Origin of the sequence: Chitinophaga sp. Cy-1792 (assembly GCF_011752935.1) — a bacterium.
Taxonomy (GTDB): Bacteria; Bacteroidota; Bacteroidia; order Chitinophagales; family Chitinophagaceae; genus Chitinophaga.
Genome location: NZ_VWWO01000003.1, coordinates 1173786 through 1195223, shown reverse-complemented (window position 1 = coordinate 1195223; position 21438 = coordinate 1173786). Strand labels below are relative to the sequence as shown.

Here is a 21438-nt window from a genome sequence, read left to right as displayed (position 1 = left end):
GGCAACGCGCAAAACGCTACTAACGCCGGCACCTACACGATTACGCCTTCAGGATTAACAGCTGCCAACTATACAATCACTTATGCTGATGGTGCCTTAACCATCAACCCGGCAGCAATTACCGTAACTGCCAACGCTGCCACCAAAACATATAATGGCCTGCCTTACAATGGTGGCAACGGCGTTACTATTGCTGGTTTGGTAAATAACGAAAGCAATACTGTCGTTACAGGCACACCGGTTTATTCGGGCGACGCGCAAAACGCTACTAACGTCGGCACCTACACAATTACGCCTTCAGGATTAACCACTGCCAACTATACGATCACTTACGCTGATGGTGCCTTAACCATCAATCCGGCGACACTCACTGTAACTGCCAACACTGCCAGCAAAACATATAATGGTTTGCCTTACAATGGAGGCAACGGCGTTACTATTGCTGGTTTGGTAAATAACGAAAGCAACACGGTCGTTACCGGTACGCCGGTTTATTCGGGCGATGCACAAAATGCTACTAACGCCGGCACCTACACGATTACGCCTTCAGGATTAACCGCTACCAACTATACGATCACTTACGCTGATGGCGCCTTAACTATCAACCCGGCGGCAATTACTGTAACTGCCAAAGCAGACAGCAAAACTTATAATGGCCTGCCATATAATGGTGGAAACGGGGTGACTATCACTGGTCTTGTGAATAACGAAAGCAACACTGTCGTTACCGGCACACCGGTTTATTCGGGCAACGCGCAAAACGCTACTAACGCCGGCACCTATACGATTACTCCTTCGGGACTAACCGCTGCCAACTACACGATTACTTACGCTGATGGAACCTTAACCATCAATCCGGCTGCAATTACCGTAACTGCCAACGCTGCCACCAAAACATATAATGGCTTGCCATACATTGGAGGCAACGGCGTTACTATTGCTGGTTTGGTAAATAACGAAAGTAATACTGTCGTTACCGGCACACCGGTTTATTCGGGCGACGCGCAAAACGCTACTAACGCCGGCACCTACACGATTACGCCTTCGGGATTAACCGCTGCCAACTATACGATTACTTACGCTGATGGCACCTTAACCATCAATCCGGCTGCAATTACCGTAACTGCCAACGCTGCCACCAAAACATATAATGGCTTGCCATACAATGGAGGCAACGGCGTTACTATTGCTGGTTTGGTAAATAACGAAAGCAATACTGTCGTTACAGGCACACCGGTTTATACCGGCGACGCGCAAAACGCCACTAATGTTGGTAGTTATACGATTACTCCTTCGGGATTAACAGCTGCCAACTATACGATCACATACGCTGATGGTGCCTTAACCATCAATCCGGCGACACTCACTGTAACTGCCAACACTGCCAGCAAAACATATAATGGTTTGCCTTACAATGGAGGCAACGGCGTTACTATTGCTGGTTTGGTAAATAACGAAAGCAACACGGTCGTTACCGGTACGCCGGTTTATTCGGGCGATGCACAAAATGCTACTAACGCCGGCACCTACACAATTACGCCTTCAGGATTAACCGCTACCAACTATACGATCACTTACGCTGATGGCGCCTTAACTATCAACCCGGCGGCAATTACCGTAACGGCCAACGCTGCCAGCAAAACATATAATGGCCTGCCTTACAATGGCGGCAACGGGGTGACCATCACTGGTCTCGTCAATAACGAAAGCAATACTGTCGTTACAGGCACACCGGTTTATACGGGCGACGCGCAAAATGCGGTGAATGTTGGTAGTTACACGATTACGCCTTCGGGATTAACCGCTGCCAACTATACGATTACTTACGCTGATGGCACCTTAACCATCAATCCGGCTGCAATTACCGTAACTGCCAACGCAAAGAGCAAAACTTACGATGGCTTGCCATACAATGGAGGCAACGGCGTTACTATTGCTGGTTTGGTAAATAACGAAAGCAATACTGTCGTTACAGGCACACCGGTTTATTCGGGCAACGCGCAAAACGCTACTAACGCCGGAACCTACACGATTACACCTTCAGGACTAACCGCTGCCAACTATACGATCACTTACGCTGATGGAACCTTGACCATCAACCCGGCTGCAATTACCGTAACTGCCAACGCTGCCAGCAAAACATATAATGGCCTGCCTTACAATGGCGGTAACGGGGTGACCATCACTGGTCTCGTCAATAACGAAAGCAAGACTGTTGTTACTGGTACCCCTGTTTATACCGGCGACGCGCAAAACGCCACTAATGTTGGTAGTTATACGATTACGCCTTCGGGACTAACAGCTGCCAACTATACGATCACTTACGCTAATGGCGCCTTAACCATCAACCCGGCGGCAATTACCGTAACTGCCAACGCTGCCAGCAAAACATATAATGGCCTGCCTTACAATGGTGGTAACGGTATCACTATCACTGGTCTCGTGAATAACGAAAGCAGTTCAGTGGTAACCGGCACACCTGCTTACACCGGTAATGCACAAAATGCAATTAACGTTGGTGGCTATACGATTACGCCTGCCGGCTTAACCGCTGCCAACTATACGATCACTTACGCTGATGGTGTTTTAACCATCAATCCGGCAGCAATCATTGTAACTGCCAATGCAGCCACCAAAACATATGATGGCCTGCCATACAATGGCGGCAACGGCGTTACTATTTCCGGTTTAGTTAATAACGAAAGTAACTCGGTAGTTACTGGTACGCCTGTTTACACAGGTAATGCACAAAATGCAGTTAACGTTGGTGGCTACACGATTATGACAGCTGGTTTAACCGCTGCCAACTATACGATCACGTATGCTGGTGGTACATTAACTATCAACCCGGCTACGCTGACCATTACGGCAAATGATCAGAGCTATTGCGTTGGCAATACCGCACCTGCATTAACAGTGAACTACAGCGGATGGGTAAATGCCGAAACAACTTCAGCCCTCAGCCAGCTGCCGGTTGTACAAAACAGTGCTACCGCTAATTCACCTGCTGGAACATACAACCTGACGCCATCCGGTGCCGTTGCATCAAACTATGTTATGAACTACCAAAAAGGTATATTAAAAATTAATGCAGCACCAGTAAGTACGCTCACCGCTCCGCAAGGCAATACCATCTGCGGCAATGGTGCAACGCTCAATCTGCTGGCATCCGGTGCCTATACCTTTAAATGGCAGCTGAATAATAACGATATCCGGAACGCGACCAATAATAGCTATGTGGCTGCAACTACCGGTACCTATACCGCAGTTGCCACTGACGCCAATGGCTGCACTGCCCCTGCAGACAATAGTATCATTATTACACAGGAAACTGCCCCTGTAGCTGCATTTACTTACAATAGCTATTGTGTAGATAAAAAAATAGCCTTTACAAACCAATCTATTGTAAATAATAACAGCACTGTGAAATATAGCTGGGATAACGGAGCCGGTGCAACCAGTACCGAAGTATCTCCACAGTTTACTTACAACACTGCTGGCAACTATACAGTGACCTTAACCGTTACGCCAACTGGATGCCCTTCACTGGCTAATACTATTACGGAAAAAATTCCGGTAGAAGCTGCCATCGCTGGCGTGGAGTTAAACCCGGTAACAACAGATGCCGGTACCCCGGTAAACTTACCAGGCAGAAACTTCGCGAATGCTACCTATAGCTGGGCACCGTCATCCGGATTATCCAATCCGGATGTAATGAACCCTGTGGCTACGCTTGAACAGAGTACACATCTCAACATTACCATGACATTCCCTTCTGGCTGTACCACTACAGACTATTTACAGGTAAATGTCAACACAGGCAATGCGATACTGGTGCCAAATGTCTTCAGTCCTAATAACGACGGACAAAATGATATTTTGTACCCTAACCTCATGGGCATCAAAAAACTCCATTACTTCAAAGTATTTAACCGCTGGGGCAAACTCATGTTTGAAACCAACGATGAAAAGAAAGGCTGGAATGGCCGTGTAAATGGAGAACTTCAACCTTTAGCGACCTATGTATGGACAGCGGAAGGTGTTGATGCCAATGGCAGAATTTATCATACGCAGGGTACCGTTACACTGCTGCGATAATCTATTTATCTAAACAAAGAAGCCGGTCTCTACTTCTGTAGAGACCGGCTTCTTTTTACCTTTTCTCAAAGACAATCATAACCACTGCTGATATCAAAAGATTTGTCCGTAAATTGTACTACTGATAACTATATCCTTTATGAGCCTCAAAAAACTGGAATCAGTTCTTATCATCTGTTTTGTATGCATATGTTCCTGTCAGTCTGCCGGCAGCAATTCCCATATGACCGACACTACCTTCAAACAACTGGTAATGCCGAAGGACACCCTATTACAACGTTTATCCATTGCCGTTAAAAGTCTTGCTGAAAGTAAATGGGATAGCAGTGCCATTATTCAGGCCTTTGCCGCAACTCCTGATCGTTATTATGTATTTGTTTCCTCCGGCAAATCCGATACTGCCAGCAAAAATGCAGTGGTAATTATTCCGGAAAACAGGTACGCTAACCAGTTCAGGCTACACATTGACCTGCCAGATACGCTGGCCAGTCAAATATCCTATGATGATCTTAATAAATTATTCGGTGAGCCGGTAAAGGATTCGCTTGGCGGCATTCCAATAACTCCGCCGAAAGAGCCCATCATTTCTTACCGGATTATCAGGGAGAAAGATACCGTTAACCTGGTCACCTACCATACAAACCAGGTCAATAATGCACGTGAAAATATTTACGGCTTCCGCCTATATAAATAAAATGAATGCCAGGTAAATGCCCGCATTTCCTAAATATCAAATACCGGTTTCCCCAAAACAAAAAAAGGAAAACCGCTTTCGCAATTTTCCTTTTTCGTGTCCCGGATTGGATTCGAACCAATGACCTACTGCTTAGAAGGCAGTTGCTCTATCCAGCTGAGCTACCGAGACATCCTTTCCCTTTCTGACAGAGAATTTTGTGTGTGTCTCTATCGTTTTGGGAGTGCAAATGTATAAATTTTCTGATTAAAAAAACAAATTAATTTTATTTTTTTTCGATAATGTTGTGATTACTATGGACGTAAAAATTGAATCAAGCTGGAAAACAGTGCTCAAAGATGAATTCAAAAAGTCTTATTTCGAGCACATTGTCATGTACCTGAAAAGCGAAAAGGCACTCGGGAAAACCATCTTTCCAAAAGGTGAAGAAATCTTCAACGCCTTCGATAAAACTCCGTTCGATAACGTAAAAGTAGTGATTCTCGGGCAAGACCCCTACCATAACGAAGGACAGGCACACGGACTCTGTTTCTCCGTTCAGGACGGCATCAAACCTCCTCCATCACTCGTTAATATCTATAAAGAAATGAAAACGGACCTCGGCCTGGAACCTCCGCAAGGCGGCAACCTCACCAAATGGGCCGAACATGGTGTACTCATGCTCAACGCGTTCCTTACCGTTCGCGCTCATGAACCCGCATCCCATTCCAAAATCGGCTGGGAAAATTTTACTGACGCCGTTATCAGGAAAATATCAGAAGAAAAAAGAGATGTGGTATTTTTGCTGTGGGGAAGATTCGCCCAGGATAAACAAATCCTCGTGGACGCTACCAAACACCATATACTCAAAGCAGCCCACCCATCGCCTTTTAGCGCTGATAAAGGATTCTTTGGATGCAAACACTTCTCCAAAACAAATGAAATCCTCTCCAAAGCAGGCATAGAACCCGTCGACTGGAGATTATAATTTCAAATGGGAAAAAATTAATATATTAGCTAACGCACGCCCCATTAGCGAAAGTGACTGGCTATATGAAACTGATAAAAAACATCTTCGGAAAAATCTTTGCACTGTACGCGCTCCTGCTTTTCGCAGGAACCATGCTGATCGTGTTTATTCCCATCTGGATATTTTCCTTCTTCCCGGACCCTAAAAAAACATGGGGCTTTATCACCATCGGCAGAATATGGATGAAAATCTATATGCCGCTCATCGGTTGCCCGGTCCGTATCAAAGGACAGGAATATTTTGAAAATGGGAAAACCTATGTGGTCGTTTGCAACCACAACGCACTGATCGATGTACCGGTAACAACCCCGGGCGTTCCTGGCGTAAATAAAACCCTCGCCAAAGCATCCATGGGTAAAATACCCCTCTTCGGTGTACTCTACCGTATCGGTGGTATCATGGTAGACCGCAAAGATGAACAAAGCCGTAAAAACAGCGTCATCCAGATGCGTGAAGCGCTCGAAAAAGGCATGCACATGCTCCTCTACCCGGAAGGAACGAGAAACCGCACAAATGAGCCGCTTAAGCCCTTTTATGATGGTGCGTTCGCCCTCGCCATAGAGGCACAGGTGCCCGTCATCCCTTCACTGCTGTTTCATACTAAAATAGTCAACCCGGCCGATAAAGGCTTCTACGCCTGGCCACACCACATCGATTACCACTTCCTCCCTCCCGTGCCCACCACCGGCCTTACCAAAGACGATGTCACCGCACTGAAAGAGAAAGTATTCAAAATCATGTGGGACTACTACGTTAACACGAACGTATAAACGAAATTTATCTCCATAAATACCCATAAACGGATGGCTCAACACGCTATCCGTTTTTTATTACCCAAACGGGAAATTATTTTATCCATATCCCACTGATTCCCAAATCTTCCCGAAATATTACTGCAACCCCGCTGCAGTAGCCATTTTTCTTTAACATTTCTTTGTAACCAGAGCTCCAAAAAAATGATAAATTGCAGTGTAGCTGCACCCATTTCTCCAACAGCCCGCTGTTCTGAATATGGCCAGCATTTCTCAAAATAACATTCACTAAACTATCTGTCATGAAAACAACCGGTCCTCCTTGTGTCAAATTCCTACTACTATTTCCCATTACTTATTGTCGCCCCCCAATTCCTGAACGCCCCCATCCGCTGTTCAGTCAACAATTTTCCATTCCGGCCTGATCATCCATTTGTGTGCAAAAAAATATCCCACACCAGGACGGTGTGGGATATCGCATTTTAATAAGTTTCCTCTTCTTTGCGTCGCTACATATCGTAAAACTGCCGCGATCGGTTAATCCTCAGATCTCGCAGGATACCCGCCTTCGGATTAATTGTAATACTAAACTGTCGTAACTGACCAAACGGTACCAGGTTTATTGACATCTGCCAACAGTGCAAATCCCGCGAGATATACATGTTTGTATAGGCAATTTTCATATTTGTAAAGTCAAAACCACTGTTCATACCAATCTTCCACTTCGGCGTCAGACTGAAATCTCCGTTGAAATTCACATACTGGGTGATCCGCTTCACAAATCCTCCCGAATCCGGAAGTACCTGGTTGGTATAAGACAAGGCGTAGGACAGGTCTAATCTCCATGGAATATCAAAATCCACATACTCTCCCGGATGGTTCCTGATCTGCTGTAACTGCCGCTGCTGCGCCGCCTGCAGCATCGTCGGATCCTGGGCATTCTGCAGCGAATCCAGCTCTTTCAACTTACTCTGCGCCTTCTTGTCTTTCGATGTAAACGAGGTCGACATCGTGACCGAGGCATTTGTCAGCCGGCCCGGGCTGATCTTCCCTTCATTCCACACATACTTGTCATGGCGTATACCGGCCGCATCTATTACGTACGGGTCCAAAGTACCGCTGGCACTGATATTCAGCTTGTCAAACAGGTTGGTACGGGCATATAATGAAATAGGAGACAGCTTAAATGAATCCTGGATAAAGTTATAGTTGAAGTTAAACCCAAAGCCATCCAGCAGCTTCACCTTCTTTTCATGATTGGCAGAAGTATCTTTTTTGGAATAAACCTTCATTTCCAGGTTGTTATCCAACCCGAAGTTGATACCACCAAAGGTTCCCTCACTCGGCACACCAATCACTGATCCCTGGAAATACGAGGTTCTGGCAGTATTACCCTGCGCATCGTACACCATGTTATAGTAAGCACCCGCACTCAGGTCTGGACGGAAACTCATACCAATGGACGGACGCATCACGTGCCTGATCTTGCGGATCTTGGAATTGGCGCCGAAATCATACATACCATACAAGGCCGTTGCCAGGGTCAGACTGGTGTTAAGGTCATGCAGGGCGTAGAATCCAGGCGTATAGATGGTATCCAGGGCACCATTGGTCTGGGTACCGTAGTTGAATTTATTAGGATTAAATTGCTTGGTGATCTTTTTCGTATACCAGTATTCGTTAAAGGTAATACCGGGAGATAAGGTAAACGCCTTCATCACTGGTATAGAGAAGGAGATCGGAACGGTTTGCTGCATACCTGTCTGTAATGCATCAAACATCGCCTGCTTACCGAAAACGGAATCTTTGAAATAAGCCTGGTTCCGGAACTGGTTGGTATAGCTGATACCTACTTTCTGGTACCATTTAGGTGTACCTATCACTTCTTTAGGCTGGAACGGATAGATCGTCTGTACAGAGAAGTTCGCATCCGGGAAAGTCAATGATACATCGCGCGTCTGCAGGTTCTGGTTGTCTGATAAGCTGACCGTCAGGTTATATGGCTTGTTCTGCCATGTTTTCGAGAAACTGATACTGGAACCGATGTTATTATTTACGCGGGTACTATAATCGTATACGTTGTACTGGTTATAGGAGGAGGTCCCGAAGTTTACACTGGCACCAAAGTTAATTCCTGGTCTGGCTTTGCTATCCATGCTGTGGTTCCACATTACATGGAAGTCCTTGCTGTTCACAAATTCCTGTTTCACCGACGGGTCGCCCAGTCGGGTATTGGCAAAGCTGATAGTTAGCCCGCCGCTATATTTATATCGCTTTCGGTAGGTTGGACTGGCCGTCATGCTCCAGCTACCGTAGGAGTATACGTCTCCCCTCACGGTAAGGTCCAGGTGCTCCCCCATTCCAAAATAATATCCTCCGTTTTCAAGACCCATACCTTTTTGCTGGTTGACCACAAACTGTGGCGGCAGCAAACCGGAACGCTGGCCCTGTGTTATAGGGAAAATGGCGAATGGTATAAACAAAGGCGTCGGGATACCCTGAATTTCCAGGTTGGCAGGCCCGGAAACGATCAGTTTATCAGGAATTACCTTGATTTTTTTAGCTCTGAAGCTGAAGTGTGGCGTGTCCAGGTCACAGGTAGTATAACCGTTTTTGAAGCCAAAAATGGTATTATCTGCCATGCGCTTGGTCTTTTCACTATGCACATACCCCTCTCCGTAGACGGATTTGGTATTGAAGATCATCGCCTTCTGCGACATGAAATTATATTCCACGGTATCGGACTCGAAGCTCTGGCCTCCATCATTCATGACCGGGCGGCCGATGAATTTTCCGGCAGTATCCTTCGTTTGAGTAGCACTCATTACGCCGCTGTTCTGGTCAAAGGCTACTTTGCTGGCAGTAAGATCCACCGTTTTGTACTTCACATTAGCATTTCCGTACAGATAAAACTGTTTTTCCTTGATCATCAATACCATGGAATCTTGCGCTTTCGCGGTTACAGTGGCGTCCAGAGAGTCTTTGGAGGCTACCGGCAGCTTAAAAGTATCTACGGTTATACGTGTACTGTCTCGGAAAGTGGAGTCCCCGGCCAATTTTATCGCGCCGGAATCCCCTGATTTTGGCACAATAGCCGTATCTTTAAGGGTAAGCGGCGCCGTTACCGGCTTAATCGGACCTGCATTTTTAGACTTCGGTGGTACCGTGTCTGCAAAAATTTTGTTAAATCCGAAGAATGCATGTGGCTTTATGCCAGCAGTTGCATCTATAATAAAGGGAACGGCAATAATCACACCTGCAATTACCAGGTATGTCTGTCGTAAAAACTTTTTATAATTATTTTTGTAGCTAGAGCTCATGTGTTAAGGCGGGCACAAACCTACAAGTTTTTAGACAATTTATTACAAATGATAACTTGTAAAGTTTGAAAAGATAGACTGGGAAGGGCACTTAAAAGTCGCATGGAACAAGTAAATTATTATTTTAACAGATAAACTTATTTTTTATTTTTTGTGATTACAGCACCCATTAAAAAGAGAAACATGCGCTGGAACCGATTTTGGACTTTAGGTCTGGGAACACTTTTCACCTGCACATTTTTTATTCAGGCAAAAAACACACCAGATTCAGAAAAGCAGGGAAAGCCCATCAGAACTATCGTCATAGACGCAGGCCACGGTGGCGAAGATCCAGGCGCAAGGGGCAGTTACTCCACAGAAAAACAGGTCACCCTCGAAGTGGCCCTGAAACTGGGAAAACTCCTCGAAGAGAACATGCCGGATGTAAAGGTAGTGTATACACGAAAATCCGATCGTTTCGATAATCCAAGAGTAAAAGCTCAAATTGCCAACGATGCCAAAGGTGAACTGTTCGTGTCCATTCACTGTAATTCTGCCGCCAAATTACAACGGCAGGTAGGTACTAAAACTGTCATGGTGAAGAAAGGGAAGAAAAAAGTAGCGAAACACGTTCCTGTTTACGCTTCCTACCCTAACCCGGCCAAAGGTACCGAAACGTACATCTGGGCCACCAGCAAAAACAACGCTAAAATGGAGTCCCTTAAACAGAACTCCGTAATCGTGCTCGATGCCAACTCCGAAGAATCACGCGCCCTCATGGACGACACCGATCCGGAAACTTACATCCTGCTCAACACCCTGCGCAACGCATACTTTGACCAAAGCCTCCGACTCTCTACATTAATTGAAGATGAGTTCACCAAAGTAGGCCGTATCAGCCGTGGCGCAAGGCAACGTAATGAAAAAGGTATCTGGGTACTCTCTGCCACCGCCATGCCTAGCGTGCTGGTAGAATTAGGCTTCATCAGCAATCCGGAAGAGGAAGACTACCTCAACTCAAACTCCGGACAAATGGAGCTGGCCAACGGTATCTTTAAAGCGATTAAGCGTTACCGTGATGAACTGGACCGGTTTACCAACAACAACCGCGTACAGCCTTCAGAAGAAACCAATACCGGCAATGCCGCACCGCAGGCCTACCGCAAAACCACCAAACCTGGTGGCCAGCGTAAACCTGCCTCCAAACAGGACTATGCCGTGCAATTGCTGATAACTGACAAATTATACAATCCAGGAGCTTCCATTTTCAGGAAGCTCCCTGGTCATGTCACTGTAGAACGCACCGCAGTAGTCATGAACCGTAAAAAAATGAATAAATATACCTGGGGACCCTTCCGATCGGAAGAAGTTGCCTCCACCGCCCTCAAAAAAGCCAAAAAATCAGGATTTAAAGACGCTTTCGTTACCAATAACTAACCGCCCCTTACCCCTCCCCAACTCGCCAATCTCCCCAAAAATTCTCCTTATAATTATCAACATTTTTATTCAAACACTTCCGGGACTGCCTTTTTGATTATTTTTGCGGTGAACGTATACGATTCTCATGCTCAAATTATCTAACGAAACCAAAGTGGGTGTGCTTACTGCACTAGGTATTACCCTCCTTGTGCTGGGCTTTAATTTATTGAAAGGAAAGAGCCTGTTTTCTCACTCGAAAACCATATATGCTGTATATAAGCAGGTAAATGGCCTCCAGCCATCCAATGCTGTCCAGGTAAACGGACTCGTTGTTGGTAACGTCTCCAACCTCGATGTGATGGACCACGATCCCAGCAAAATCCTCGTTACAATCACCATCTCTAAAAAAATAGAAATCCCCCGCAACTCTGTAGCTCGCATCTCCAGCGACCTGCTCGGCACCAAAACCGTTCAGCTCGACCTGGGTAACGCCTCCGACTATCTGAAAACCGGGGATACCATCTATGCCGCCGTAGACGGATCCATGACCGACGCCCTCAAGGAACAACTCAACCCGCTGGTGAAAAAACTCCAGGGCACCCTCATGAACATCGACTCCCTCCTGCTCAACGTAAACGGACTTCTCGACACCACCTCTAAAGTCCACCTGCAGCAGGCCATCAAAAATCTCAACACCATCACCCATAACTTCACCGTTACCAGTGCATCCCTCAATACTATGATGGACCCTAACACCGGTAGCGTACCAGGTACCATGCGCAACCTCCAGGAAGTAACCGGTAATCTCAAAAATAATAACGAGAAAATCGGCCATATCCTCGACAATGCAGAAAAAACTACCGGCGCCCTCGCCAATGGTAATATCGACAAAACGCTGCAGGAATTACAGTCCGCCGCCAACAGCCTCAATACTACCATCGCAAAACTCAACACCACCGACGGTACCGCGGGTTTATTGCTGAACGACAAAAAAGTCTATAACAATCTTCAATACTCCCTGAACAACCTTAATAAATTGCTGGAAGACCTGCGCATCAACCCTAAACGTTATGTGCACTTCTCCCTCTTCGGTAAAAAGGATAAAGTAAAGCCCATTCCTTCAGACACAGTTAAGGCTCAATAATCAGGATACATGCGCGCAATCATAAAATACGGGCTTCTACTCGCTATGTACTGCATAGCAGGTACGCTTACTGCCAACGCCCAGCAGGCCGCAGCACCGCCTGCTGCCGATACCACAAAGCCTAAAGGCACCATGATCGATATCAAACACGCCGACGTGCTGTATGATATCACCACCGATACTCTCGCCGTACGCAAACTGATAGGTAACGTAAAACTCGTTCAGGGTAATACCACCTTCTACAGCGACAGCGCCATCCAAAACCTCCGTACCAATCATATAGATGCCTACGGAAAAATTCATATCAACCAGGCTGATAGTATTAATATCTATGGTGATGTGCTCAACTACGACGCATCTACCCGCATTGCCACCCTCACCGGCAACGCACGCCTGACCGACGGAAAAGTGACAATCTCCGGCCCGGAACTCATCTACGATATGAACGCCAAAATCGGTAGCTATCTGAAAACAGGTAAACTGGTAAACGGCAAAAGCACCCTCACCAGTGATGAAGGATTCTATTATGTAGACATGAAAGAAATGCACTTTCAACGGAATGTCGTACTCATAGATCCTGACTATACCCTCACTACCGACGCCCTGCTGTATAATACCGAAACCAAAATAGCCAACATCATCGCGCCTACCACCATCAACGAAGGTAAACGCATCATGTACGCTACCAGCGGATACTACGATACGGATAAAGGGTACGCCAACTTTACCAACCGCCCGCTCATTGAAGACAGTACCGGCACCCTGACCGCCGATCAGCTGGAAATGGACAAAGTAAACGGTAAAGCATATGCCACCGGAAACATGGTATACCGCGATACCGTACGACATATGTCACTCCTGGCCAACTACGGTATCCTCGACCAGAAATACAAAACACTCCTGGCCACGCAGAAACCACTGCTGATCATGGAAAGCGAAAAGGATACCTTCTATATGGCCAGCGATACCCTGTTCACCGGTGTCATCAAACCCGGCGACAGCCTCAGTATCCCTTCCGTACAGGGCCTTAAAAGAGTTCCGCCCCCCCTGCGACTCACCCCAGTGAAAATCAGGGAAATATCTACTTTTATTGATAATGTGCCGGAATATCTTAAAAAAGATGAAGTGCTGGCCAGACAAAGAAAAGATAGCATCACCGGCACCAAAATGATGATGATGGCCGATACCGCCCTCGCCAAAACCAAAGCCAGGGAAAACGCCAACGCTGTCTCCAATATGAAAATCGCCCCCATGAAACCTGTCATGCCACAGGATTCACTGCCGGGAATAAAACATTATGAAGACAGTATCAAACTCATCAAACCGAAAAATAAAGCCGACGATACCACGGAAATAAGGTATATCCTCGCCTATCATAATGTACGTATGTTCTCCGATTCCCTCCAGGGCGTGGCAGACAGCGTGTATTATTCCACCAGCGACTCCATCTTCCGCTTCTACCGTAATCCTATCGTATGGACCAGCAGAAGCACACAGATGTATGGAGATACCATTTACGCCTATACGAAAAATCAAACGGTGGATAAACTGGTAATGAGACAACAAGCCTTCATTATCAATGAAACAGGAAAAGACCTGTTTAACCAGATCAAAGGCAATACCATCACCGGATATGTAGTGAATAAACAACTCGACTGGATGTTTGTAGACGGAAATGCTGAAACCATTATGTACGCCGCTGATAATGCCGGCGCCTTCATGAACGTAAGCCATACACTGTCTGCCACCATTTCCCTGTACTTCAAAGACAATGAAATTTATAAGGCGAAGTTCATCACACAGCCGGAAACAACGGTCTATCCGTTTACCCAGCGGCCAGTGGAAGAACTAAAACTGGAACATTTCAAATGGGAAATCAACCGGCGACCCAAATCGAAATTTGAACTCATGCAATAAACCAATACCCTCCGCTCATCCCGGAGGGTATTTTTTTTAAAGTATATTTGCCCGGATACATTTAACTGACGCAATAAATTCTATGATACTGTGCTGAAATCATCTATTAAAACCATCCGGCAATCACTGATCTCCCCTATCTTCTTATTCATGAAAGATAGCAGGGCTGTGGGTATCGTGCTGATCATCTGTACCCTTGTATCCATGACCCTGGCCAATTCAGGTGCGGGCCCCGCCTATATTAATTTCTGGAATGAACTGCTGGATCCCAATGGAGGCCACCACCTTCATTTCCGCGGACTCGACCTGCCCAACTCCTTCATGCTATGGATCAACGACGGCCTCATGGCGTTATTCTTCTTTATGGTAGGCATGGAAATCAAAAGAGAACTGACCGTAGGTGAACTATCTTCCCTGAAGCAGTCCATACTCCCGGTACTGGCGGCTATCGGCGGGATGGCGGCACCGGCATTAATATTCAGTTACTTTAACCACAGCACAGCATACAGCAATGGCTGGGGTATCCCGATGGCAACCGATATCGCTTTCTCACTGGGTATCCTCTCCCTCCTGGGAAAAAGAGTGCCGGTAAGCCTGAAAATATTCCTCATGGCGCTGGCCATTATCGACGACCTGGGAGCAATCCTTACTATCGCCATTTTTTATACACCACACCTCGACCTCAAATATTTACTGATTGGTGGCGGCGTGCTTATACTCCCAATATTATTAAACCTGCTGAAGGTGCAGCGTACCATTTTTTATTTCCTGCCCGGAATCGTACTCTGGTACTGCCTTTTCAACTCCGGCGTTCACGCCACCATCGCAGGTGTACTACTGGCGTTATGTATTCCTTTATCACGGATTGAAGAACTGGTGCATAACCTGCACGACCCTGTGAATTTTGTAATCATGCCGCTATTTGCGTTGGCTAATACCGCTATCGCCTTGCCAGCGGACGTTTTCCACGCATTGGAACATGGCATCAGCTATGGTATCATTGCCGGATTAGTACTGGGAAAACCATTGGGGATTTTCGGGATGTCATTCATTGCGGTGAAACTTCGTTTAGCCGTGCTTCCCGAAAACAGCCGCTGGGGCCAGCTCTGGGGTGTTGGCATGATCGCCGGTATCGGATTTACCATGTCTATTTTTATAGCTGGATTAGCTTATACAGATAGATCTTTGCAGATCATCGCCATTATTTCCGTGATCGCAGCCTCTGTGATAGCGGGTTTGGCAGGATTCATCTACCTGCGCCTGATAAAAAAATAAATTTATCTACCGCTGTTGGCACTGTTATTGTTAAATAAATGTGATTTTTTTTAGAGAGAAAATACTTTAGAGAAATTTCTCACGTTAGAAAGTGCCAATATCTTTTATTTTTAATAAGTATTCATTTATGAAGAAAGTCGTGTTACTTTTCAGCCTGATCGCATTGATTGCTATACAGGCTAACGCGCAAAAGAAAAGCAGCTATCGCGGCGGAGGCTATGGTATTGATAACTACAATACCGCATTAGGCGTTCGTCTGAACCCATGGATAGTAGGCTTCACCATTAAACACTTTATTGCAGGACCACATGCCATCGAAGGATTAGTTACCACTAATCACGACAAAAACACAAACGTAACCTTTACAGGATTATACGAATATCATTGGAATGTAGGGATGCAAGGCCTAAACATGTACGCCGGTGGCGGTGTGCACGTGGGTATTTATGACCGCCGCGACTACGATTGGGATCGTTATGTCGACAAAGGCAAAGGTACTTATGTATCCCCTGGCCTGGACGGTATCATCGGTATCGAGTATACCTTCAAGAAAATTCCGCTGAACATCAGTGCCGATCTGAAACCTTATGTTCAGTTTGTTGGACCGACCAACTACCTCGGTGAAGAAATCGGCGGCGTTTCCGCAAGATTTGCCTTCTAGGATAAACCAGGAAAATATGTAATTTAGCGGACAACAGGGGCTCCTGTTGTCCGTTTTTTATTGCAGGATGCCCGTACCTAATGCCAACTACTTAGATGCGAACTATATTGTATTTGACTTATGCCGTCCTGTTCATGGTTGCATGCAAAAAACCATCGAACCAACCTGCTGTTATCCGACAGCCGGACCAACCAATGGAAGGCTACGGCAGCAGCTCCTACACTTCTTCTACAGTTATCAAAAAAAATTGTGATGACGGTAATACCGGCTACTGGCTATATCTTCCCAGTGATCCCATGCCCAAAGAAGCACCGGTAATAGTGTTTAACCATGGTTATGGCGCCTGGAACCCTGCCTGCTACGGGGCCTGGATTAAACATCTGGTTAAAAAAGGCAATATTGTCATCTTCCCAAGGTATCAGTCTACCATCGTTACCAACCCGGCTACCTATACGAATAATGCCGCAGCGGCCATTAACAGGGCCCTGAAGCTGCTGGCTGCCGATAGTACGCTGCCACAGCCAATAAAAGGAAAAATAGCATACATAGGACACAGTTATGGTGGCGTAATAGCTGCTAACCTTGCCATGACGCCGGCCACCTACGGGGTACCGCCGCCTAAAGCCATTATGCTGGCTTGTCCTGGTACGGGCAACGCCCCCCAGGGCGCCCTGCCAAGCTATAAAAGCATGTCGTCCAAAGTAAAAATGCTCCTGATAGTAGAGGAAAAAGACAACAGCGCAGGCACCACCTTTGCTGATATGCTCTACTCTTCCACTACCTATATTCCTGCTGCCAATAAAACCATGATCACCCATATGGCCGATCCTTACGGATACCCTGCCATCACCGCTGAACATGGCGAAGCCGCCGCAACAGACATGACTTTCGACTCAGGCCAAAGAAATAACATCATCACCCTCTCCTTTACATCTACACGGGTCGATGCCACCGACTACTACTGCTACTGGAGGCTGACAGACGCCCTGCTCGACTGCGCCTTTCACCAGCAAGGTTGCGACAATGTGTACGGCGACAGTACCCTCGTTACCAATATGGGCAACTGGTCAGACGGACAACCGCTCAAGCCGCTCGTTGTCAGATAATTTCCTAATTTTAGGAAGTATAACAACAAGCTATGAAAATCTTCAGCGCCGCACAGATCAGAGCAGCAGATGCCTACACGATAGCCCATGAGCCTATCAGTAGCACCGACCTTATGGAGCGTGCCGCTACTGCCTGTACAACATGGATAGAAGATAATTTCACGCCCAGCCACCCGGTTTTTGTTATTTGTGGAAAAGGTAATAATGGCGGAGATGGCCTGGTTATCACCCGCCTGCTATTGGACCATGGCTGGAATGTCAACGCCTGGACCATACAGGGTGATAAATACAGTGATGACCATGTGGTAAATCTCCAGCGACTTCAAAAGGCTTATCCTCAGCATATACACCCACTCAACGATGTAAACGAATTTCCGGAAATCCCCGATCAGGCTATCGTTATCGACGCCATCTTCGGGACAGGCCTCCATAAACCTATCGACGGCTGGCTCGCCGGTATTATCCATAAAATCAACGACCACCGCCACCGGTACTATATTATTGCCATCGACACGCCTTCAGGGCTACAGGCCGATCATACCTCCCTGCATACACCAGTGGTACAGGCCCTTCACACGCTGACGTTCGAAACCTGGAAACTGGCCTTCCTCCTACCGGAAAATGCCGGGCTTACCGGAAAAGTGCATGTGCTTCCTATCGGACTACACCCGGACTACCTAACGCATACGCCTGCACGGTTTCACCTGACAGATACTGCCACCATTCAAACTATTTACCAGCCCCGTGATCCGTTCGGACATAAGGGCACCTACGGCCACGCACTGCTGATTGCAGGCAGCTACGGCAAAATGGGTGCAGCACTTTTATCTGCCGGCGCCTGTCTCAGGGCCGGTGTTGGCCTCCTTACCTGTCATGTACCAGTTTGCGGGTATAATATTATGCAGATAGGAGAACCTGCCGCCATGTGCATCACCGACCGCGACGAGGCCATGAACGTACATTTCCACCAGGATGTACATGATACCAGGTATGCAGCAGTAGGTATCGGCCCCGGACTGGGTACCAATACCGCCACAGCCGCATCACTGGAAAAGTTGCTGGAGGCTTATCAGCAACCAATGGTCATCGATGCGGACGCCCTGAATATTATCTCCGTATACCCCTACCTGTTATACAGGATACCTGCAGGCTCCATTCTTACGCCCCATCCTAAAGAGTTTGAACGGCTTTTTGGCGCCACTGCCAACGACTTCGAAAGAATTGAACTACTCAGCAGCAAGTCGGCAGAACTGGGTCTTTATATCTTATTAAAAGGCCGCTATACGGCTATTGCTTGTCCAGATGGCGCTGTTTACTTCAACCCTACCGGCAATCCGGGCATGGCTACCGGCGGCAGCGGCGATGTGCTTACCGGCATATTGACGGCCTTACTGGCGCAGGGTTACAGTTCCAAAGCCGCCATTATTATGGGTGTATGGCTGCACGGCTTTGCCGGCGACCTCGCCGCAGCTGCATTATCGCAGGAAGCCATGACTGCCGGCGATATCATCAGCCATCTTGGAGCTGCCTACCAGCAGGGCATCTGACCCGTTCCTTCCCAAAATGCCTGCCACAGCGGGTCTTCCATTTTTTTCCTTCATTAGATGTGCGTATTAATTTTTTATGTTTTATATTTATTTGAAACACTATTGAGAATCCTTTGATCTTTTAACTCTTAAACCAATTTCTGAATCCTTGCATCACTTGCATTATTAAATTCGTCAATATGAGTATAGTTTACCTCGTTCCATGTTTTGGATTACTAGCCTTGTTATATACCGCGTTCCGTAGTGCCTGGGTTACACGCCAGGATGCAGGCAATGACAGGATGAAAGAAATTGCACAACACATCGCAGAAGGTGCCATGGCGTTTCTGAAAGCTGAGTATAAAATCCTTACCTATTTCGTTATTATCGCCGCCCTTCTCCTTGGTTACATGGGTGCCAGCCATGCCAACTCACACTGGTCAATAGCATTGGCTTTTATCGTAGGTGCTATATTCTCTGCCACAGCAGGTTTCATCGGCATGAAAATAGCCACCAAGGCTAACGTGCGTACTGCACAGGCAGCACGTACCAGCCTGGCAAAGGCTTTACAGGTTTCCTTCACCGGTGGATCTGTAATGGGGATGGGTGTTGCCGGTTTGGCTGTTTTGGGCCTCGGTTCATTATTTATCATTCTCAAATCATACTTTGGTGCAGAAGCCAATACCGCAGAGATGATCAAAACCATTGAGGTGCTGACAGGCTTCTCACTGGGTGCGGAAAGTATTGCACTGTTTGCCCGTGTAGGCGGTGGTATCTATACCAAGGCTGCCGACGTAGGCGCCGACCTGGTAGGTAAAGTAGAAGCAGGCATTCCGGAAGATGACCCCCGTAACCCCGCCACCATTGCGGATAACGTAGGAGATAACGTAGGAGACGTAGCCGGAATGGGCGCCGATCTCTTTGGTTCCTATGTAGCCACCGTACTGGCAACAATGGTACTGGGTTCCGAAACAACTTCCCAGGATGCATTCGGTGGTTTAGCCCCTATCCTCCTCCCAATGATGATTGCAGGATTCGGTATCATCTTCAGTATTATCGGTACCTTCTTCGTAAGAATCAGTGACAGCGCAGGCCTGAATACCGGTGTGGTGCAAAAGGCACTGAATATGGGTAACTGGGGTTCTATCGTCCTCACCCTGATCGTATCATACTTCCTCGTTAACTGGATCCTTCCTGATACAGAAATGACCCTGCGTGGTCATGTATTTACTAAGTCGCAGGTCTTCGGCTCTATAGTAGTAGGCCTCGTGGTAGGTACCCTGATGAGTATCATTACAGAATATTATACCGCGATGGGTAAACGCCCGGTTAAATCCATCATCCGTCAATCTGCTACCGGCCATGCTACCAATATTATTGGTGGTCTGAGCGTAGGAATGGAGTCTACAACGCTCCCTATCCTGGTGCTGGCAGGCGGTATCTGGGGTTCTTACGCTTTCGCCGGCTTATACGGTGTGGCAATCGCTGCTGCCGGTATGATGGCTACCACTGCGATGCAGCTGGCCATCGACGCCTTCGGCCCTATCGCTGATAATGCCGGTGGTATCGCTGAAATGAGCGAACTCCCTAAAGATGTACGTGAAAAAACAGATATCCTGGATGCTGTTGGTAATACCACCGCTGCTACCGGTAAAGGTTTTGCGATTGCTTCCGCAGCCCTCACCGCACTGGCGTTGTTTGCCGCCTTCGTTGGCGTGGCAGGCATCACAGGTATCGATATCTATAAAGCGAATGTACTGGCCGGACTCTTCATCGGTGGTATGATTCCATTCCTGTTCTCTTCACTGGCTATCGCCGCCGTAGGGCGTGCAGCCATGGCCATGGTAGAAGAAGTACGCCGCCAGTTCCGCGAAATCCCTGGTATCATGGAAGGCACCGGCAAACCGGAATATGATAAATGTGTGGCTATCTCCACACAGGCTTCTATCCGCGAAATGCTGCTGCCAGGTGCTATTGCGCTTATATCCCCGCTGCTGGTTGGCTTTATCGCCGGCCCTGAAGTACTGGGCGGCTTCCTCGCAGGTGCTACTGTATGTGGTGTTTTAATGGGTATCTTCCAGAACAACGCCGGCGGCGCCTGGGATAACGCTAAAAAATCCTTCGAAAAAGGCGTGGAAATCAATGGCGAAACCTATTACAAAAAATCAGACCCGCACAAGGCGTCCGTTACCGGTGATACCGTTGGTGATCCTTTTAAAGATACCTCCGGCCCTTCTATGAACATCCTCATCAAACTGATGTCCATCGTTTCACTGGTAATTGCTCCAACCCTGGGCGAACGCTTCCATACCCGCGAAGCTGCACCTACAGCCAAGGTTATTACTGTAGATCCTGCTAAAAAAGCAGCTCCACAGCTCACCTTGCTGGAAGAGAAGAAATAAGTATCTGCCCGATAAACTAAGCCTCCCCACGAAATGTTAGTCGTGGGGAGGCTTTTTTATTTGATTTTTTTTGAGATTCCCTTGGAGCGAATAATTTTCTTACCTACATTTGTACTGTAATTATTTTTATTACAGT

At 47.1% G+C, this 21438-nt stretch carries 13 protein-coding genes and 1 tRNA gene; 12 read left to right on the top strand and 2 right to left on the bottom strand.

The genetic code is table 11. From position 1 onward, the window contains the following. Positions 1-4098 (top strand): MBG domain-containing protein (locus F3J22_RS30130; protein ID WP_167021679.1); only part of this gene is annotated, 4098 nt, incomplete at its 5' end. A gap of 139 nt (positions 4099-4237) precedes the next feature. Continuing rightward, complete coding sequence (locus tag F3J22_RS30125; RefSeq protein ID WP_167021678.1) at positions 4238-4792, top strand: hypothetical protein; 555 nt, start codon at positions 4238-4240, stop codon at positions 4790-4792. A 97-nt stretch (positions 4793-4889) separates the two neighbouring features. Here F3J22_RS30125 and F3J22_RS30120 read toward each other — a convergent pair. Then, positions 4890-4963, bottom strand: a tRNA-Arg gene (locus F3J22_RS30120). Positions 4964-5087: 124 nt separating this feature from the next. Between F3J22_RS30120 and ung the strand changes: the two genes are divergently transcribed. Continuing rightward, positions 5088-5759 carry a uracil-DNA glycosylase gene (gene ung, locus F3J22_RS30115; protein WP_167021677.1) on the top strand — a complete coding sequence of 224 codons (672 nt, stop codon included), beginning with the start codon at positions 5088-5090 and terminating at the stop codon, positions 5757-5759. 65 nt (positions 5760-5824) lie between these two features. Further along, the gene (locus F3J22_RS30110; RefSeq protein ID WP_167021676.1) at positions 5825-6571 is read left to right on the top strand and encodes a 1-acyl-sn-glycerol-3-phosphate acyltransferase; all 747 of its coding nucleotides are present in this window, start codon (positions 5825-5827) and stop codon (positions 6569-6571) included. A 491-nt stretch (positions 6572-7062) separates the two neighbouring features. Here F3J22_RS30110 and F3J22_RS30105 read toward each other — a convergent pair whose 3' ends face one another. Beyond that, positions 7063-9873, bottom strand: a complete 2811-nt coding sequence (locus tag F3J22_RS30105) for a putative LPS assembly protein LptD (protein WP_167021675.1) — start codon at positions 9871-9873, stop codon at positions 7063-7065. A 183-nt stretch (positions 9874-10056) separates the two neighbouring features. Between F3J22_RS30105 and F3J22_RS30100 the strand changes: the two genes are divergently transcribed. From F3J22_RS30100 to F3J22_RS30065, 8 genes are all read left to right on the top strand, one after another. Further along, positions 10057-11289, top strand: coding sequence for an N-acetylmuramoyl-L-alanine amidase (locus F3J22_RS30100; protein ID WP_167021674.1), 1233 nt, complete (start codon positions 10057-10059; stop codon positions 11287-11289). 127 nt (positions 11290-11416) lie between these two features. Further along, positions 11417-12415 (top strand): MlaD family protein, encoded by a 999-nt coding sequence (locus F3J22_RS30095; protein WP_167021673.1) that lies wholly within the window; start codon positions 11417-11419, stop codon positions 12413-12415. Positions 12416-12424: 9 nt separating this feature from the next. Continuing rightward, entirely contained in the window at positions 12425-14332 is a 1908-nt protein-coding gene (locus F3J22_RS30090; protein ID WP_167021672.1) for an OstA-like protein, read from the top strand. A gap of 90 nt (positions 14333-14422) precedes the next feature. Further along, entirely contained in the window at positions 14423-15607 is a 1185-nt protein-coding gene (gene nhaA / locus F3J22_RS30085; RefSeq protein WP_370459485.1) for a Na+/H+ antiporter NhaA, read from the top strand. Positions 15608-15734: 127 nt separating this feature from the next. After that, complete coding sequence (locus F3J22_RS30080; protein WP_167021671.1) at positions 15735-16268, top strand: hypothetical protein; 534 nt, start codon at positions 15735-15737, stop codon at positions 16266-16268. Between the two features lie 134 nt (positions 16269-16402). Next, entirely contained in the window at positions 16403-17374 is a 972-nt protein-coding gene (locus F3J22_RS30075) for an alpha/beta hydrolase fold domain-containing protein (RefSeq protein ID WP_167021670.1), read from the top strand. Positions 17375-17406: 32 nt separating this feature from the next. Further along, the gene (locus tag F3J22_RS30070; protein WP_167021669.1) at positions 17407-18921 is read left to right on the top strand and encodes an NAD(P)H-hydrate dehydratase; all 1515 of its coding nucleotides are present in this window, start codon (positions 17407-17409) and stop codon (positions 18919-18921) included. A gap of 179 nt (positions 18922-19100) precedes the next feature. Further along, complete coding sequence (locus tag F3J22_RS30065) at positions 19101-21302, top strand: sodium-translocating pyrophosphatase (protein WP_167021668.1); 2202 nt, start codon at positions 19101-19103, stop codon at positions 21300-21302. Positions 21303-21438 lie beyond the last annotated feature (136 nt).

Coding starts and splice junctions, on each gene's coding strand:
- F3J22_RS30070 (WP_167021669.1), top strand. CDS start 17,407: ATGAAAATCTTCAGCGCCGCACAGATCAGAGCAGCAGATGCCTACACG.
- F3J22_RS30080 (WP_167021671.1), top strand. CDS start 15,735: ATGAAGAAAGTCGTGTTACTTTTCAGCCTGATCGCATTGATTGCTATA.
- F3J22_RS30100 (WP_167021674.1), top strand. CDS start 10,057: ATGCGCTGGAACCGATTTTGGACTTTAGGTCTGGGAACACTTTTCACC.
- F3J22_RS30065 (WP_167021668.1), top strand. CDS start 19,101: ATGAGTATAGTTTACCTCGTTCCATGTTTTGGATTACTAGCCTTGTTA.
- F3J22_RS30110 (WP_167021676.1), top strand. CDS start 5,825: ATGAAACTGATAAAAAACATCTTCGGAAAAATCTTTGCACTGTACGCG.
- F3J22_RS30105 (WP_167021675.1), bottom strand. CDS start 9,873: ATGAGCTCTAGCTACAAAAATAATTATAAAAAGTTTTTACGACAGACA.
- ung (WP_167021677.1), top strand. CDS start 5,088: ATGGACGTAAAAATTGAATCAAGCTGGAAAACAGTGCTCAAAGATGAA.
- F3J22_RS30090 (WP_167021672.1), top strand. CDS start 12,425: ATGCGCGCAATCATAAAATACGGGCTTCTACTCGCTATGTACTGCATA.
- F3J22_RS30125 (WP_167021678.1), top strand. CDS start 4,238: ATGAGCCTCAAAAAACTGGAATCAGTTCTTATCATCTGTTTTGTATGC.
- F3J22_RS30075 (WP_167021670.1), top strand. CDS start 16,403: ATGGTTGCATGCAAAAAACCATCGAACCAACCTGCTGTTATCCGACAG.
- F3J22_RS30095 (WP_167021673.1), top strand. CDS start 11,417: ATGCTCAAATTATCTAACGAAACCAAAGTGGGTGTGCTTACTGCACTA.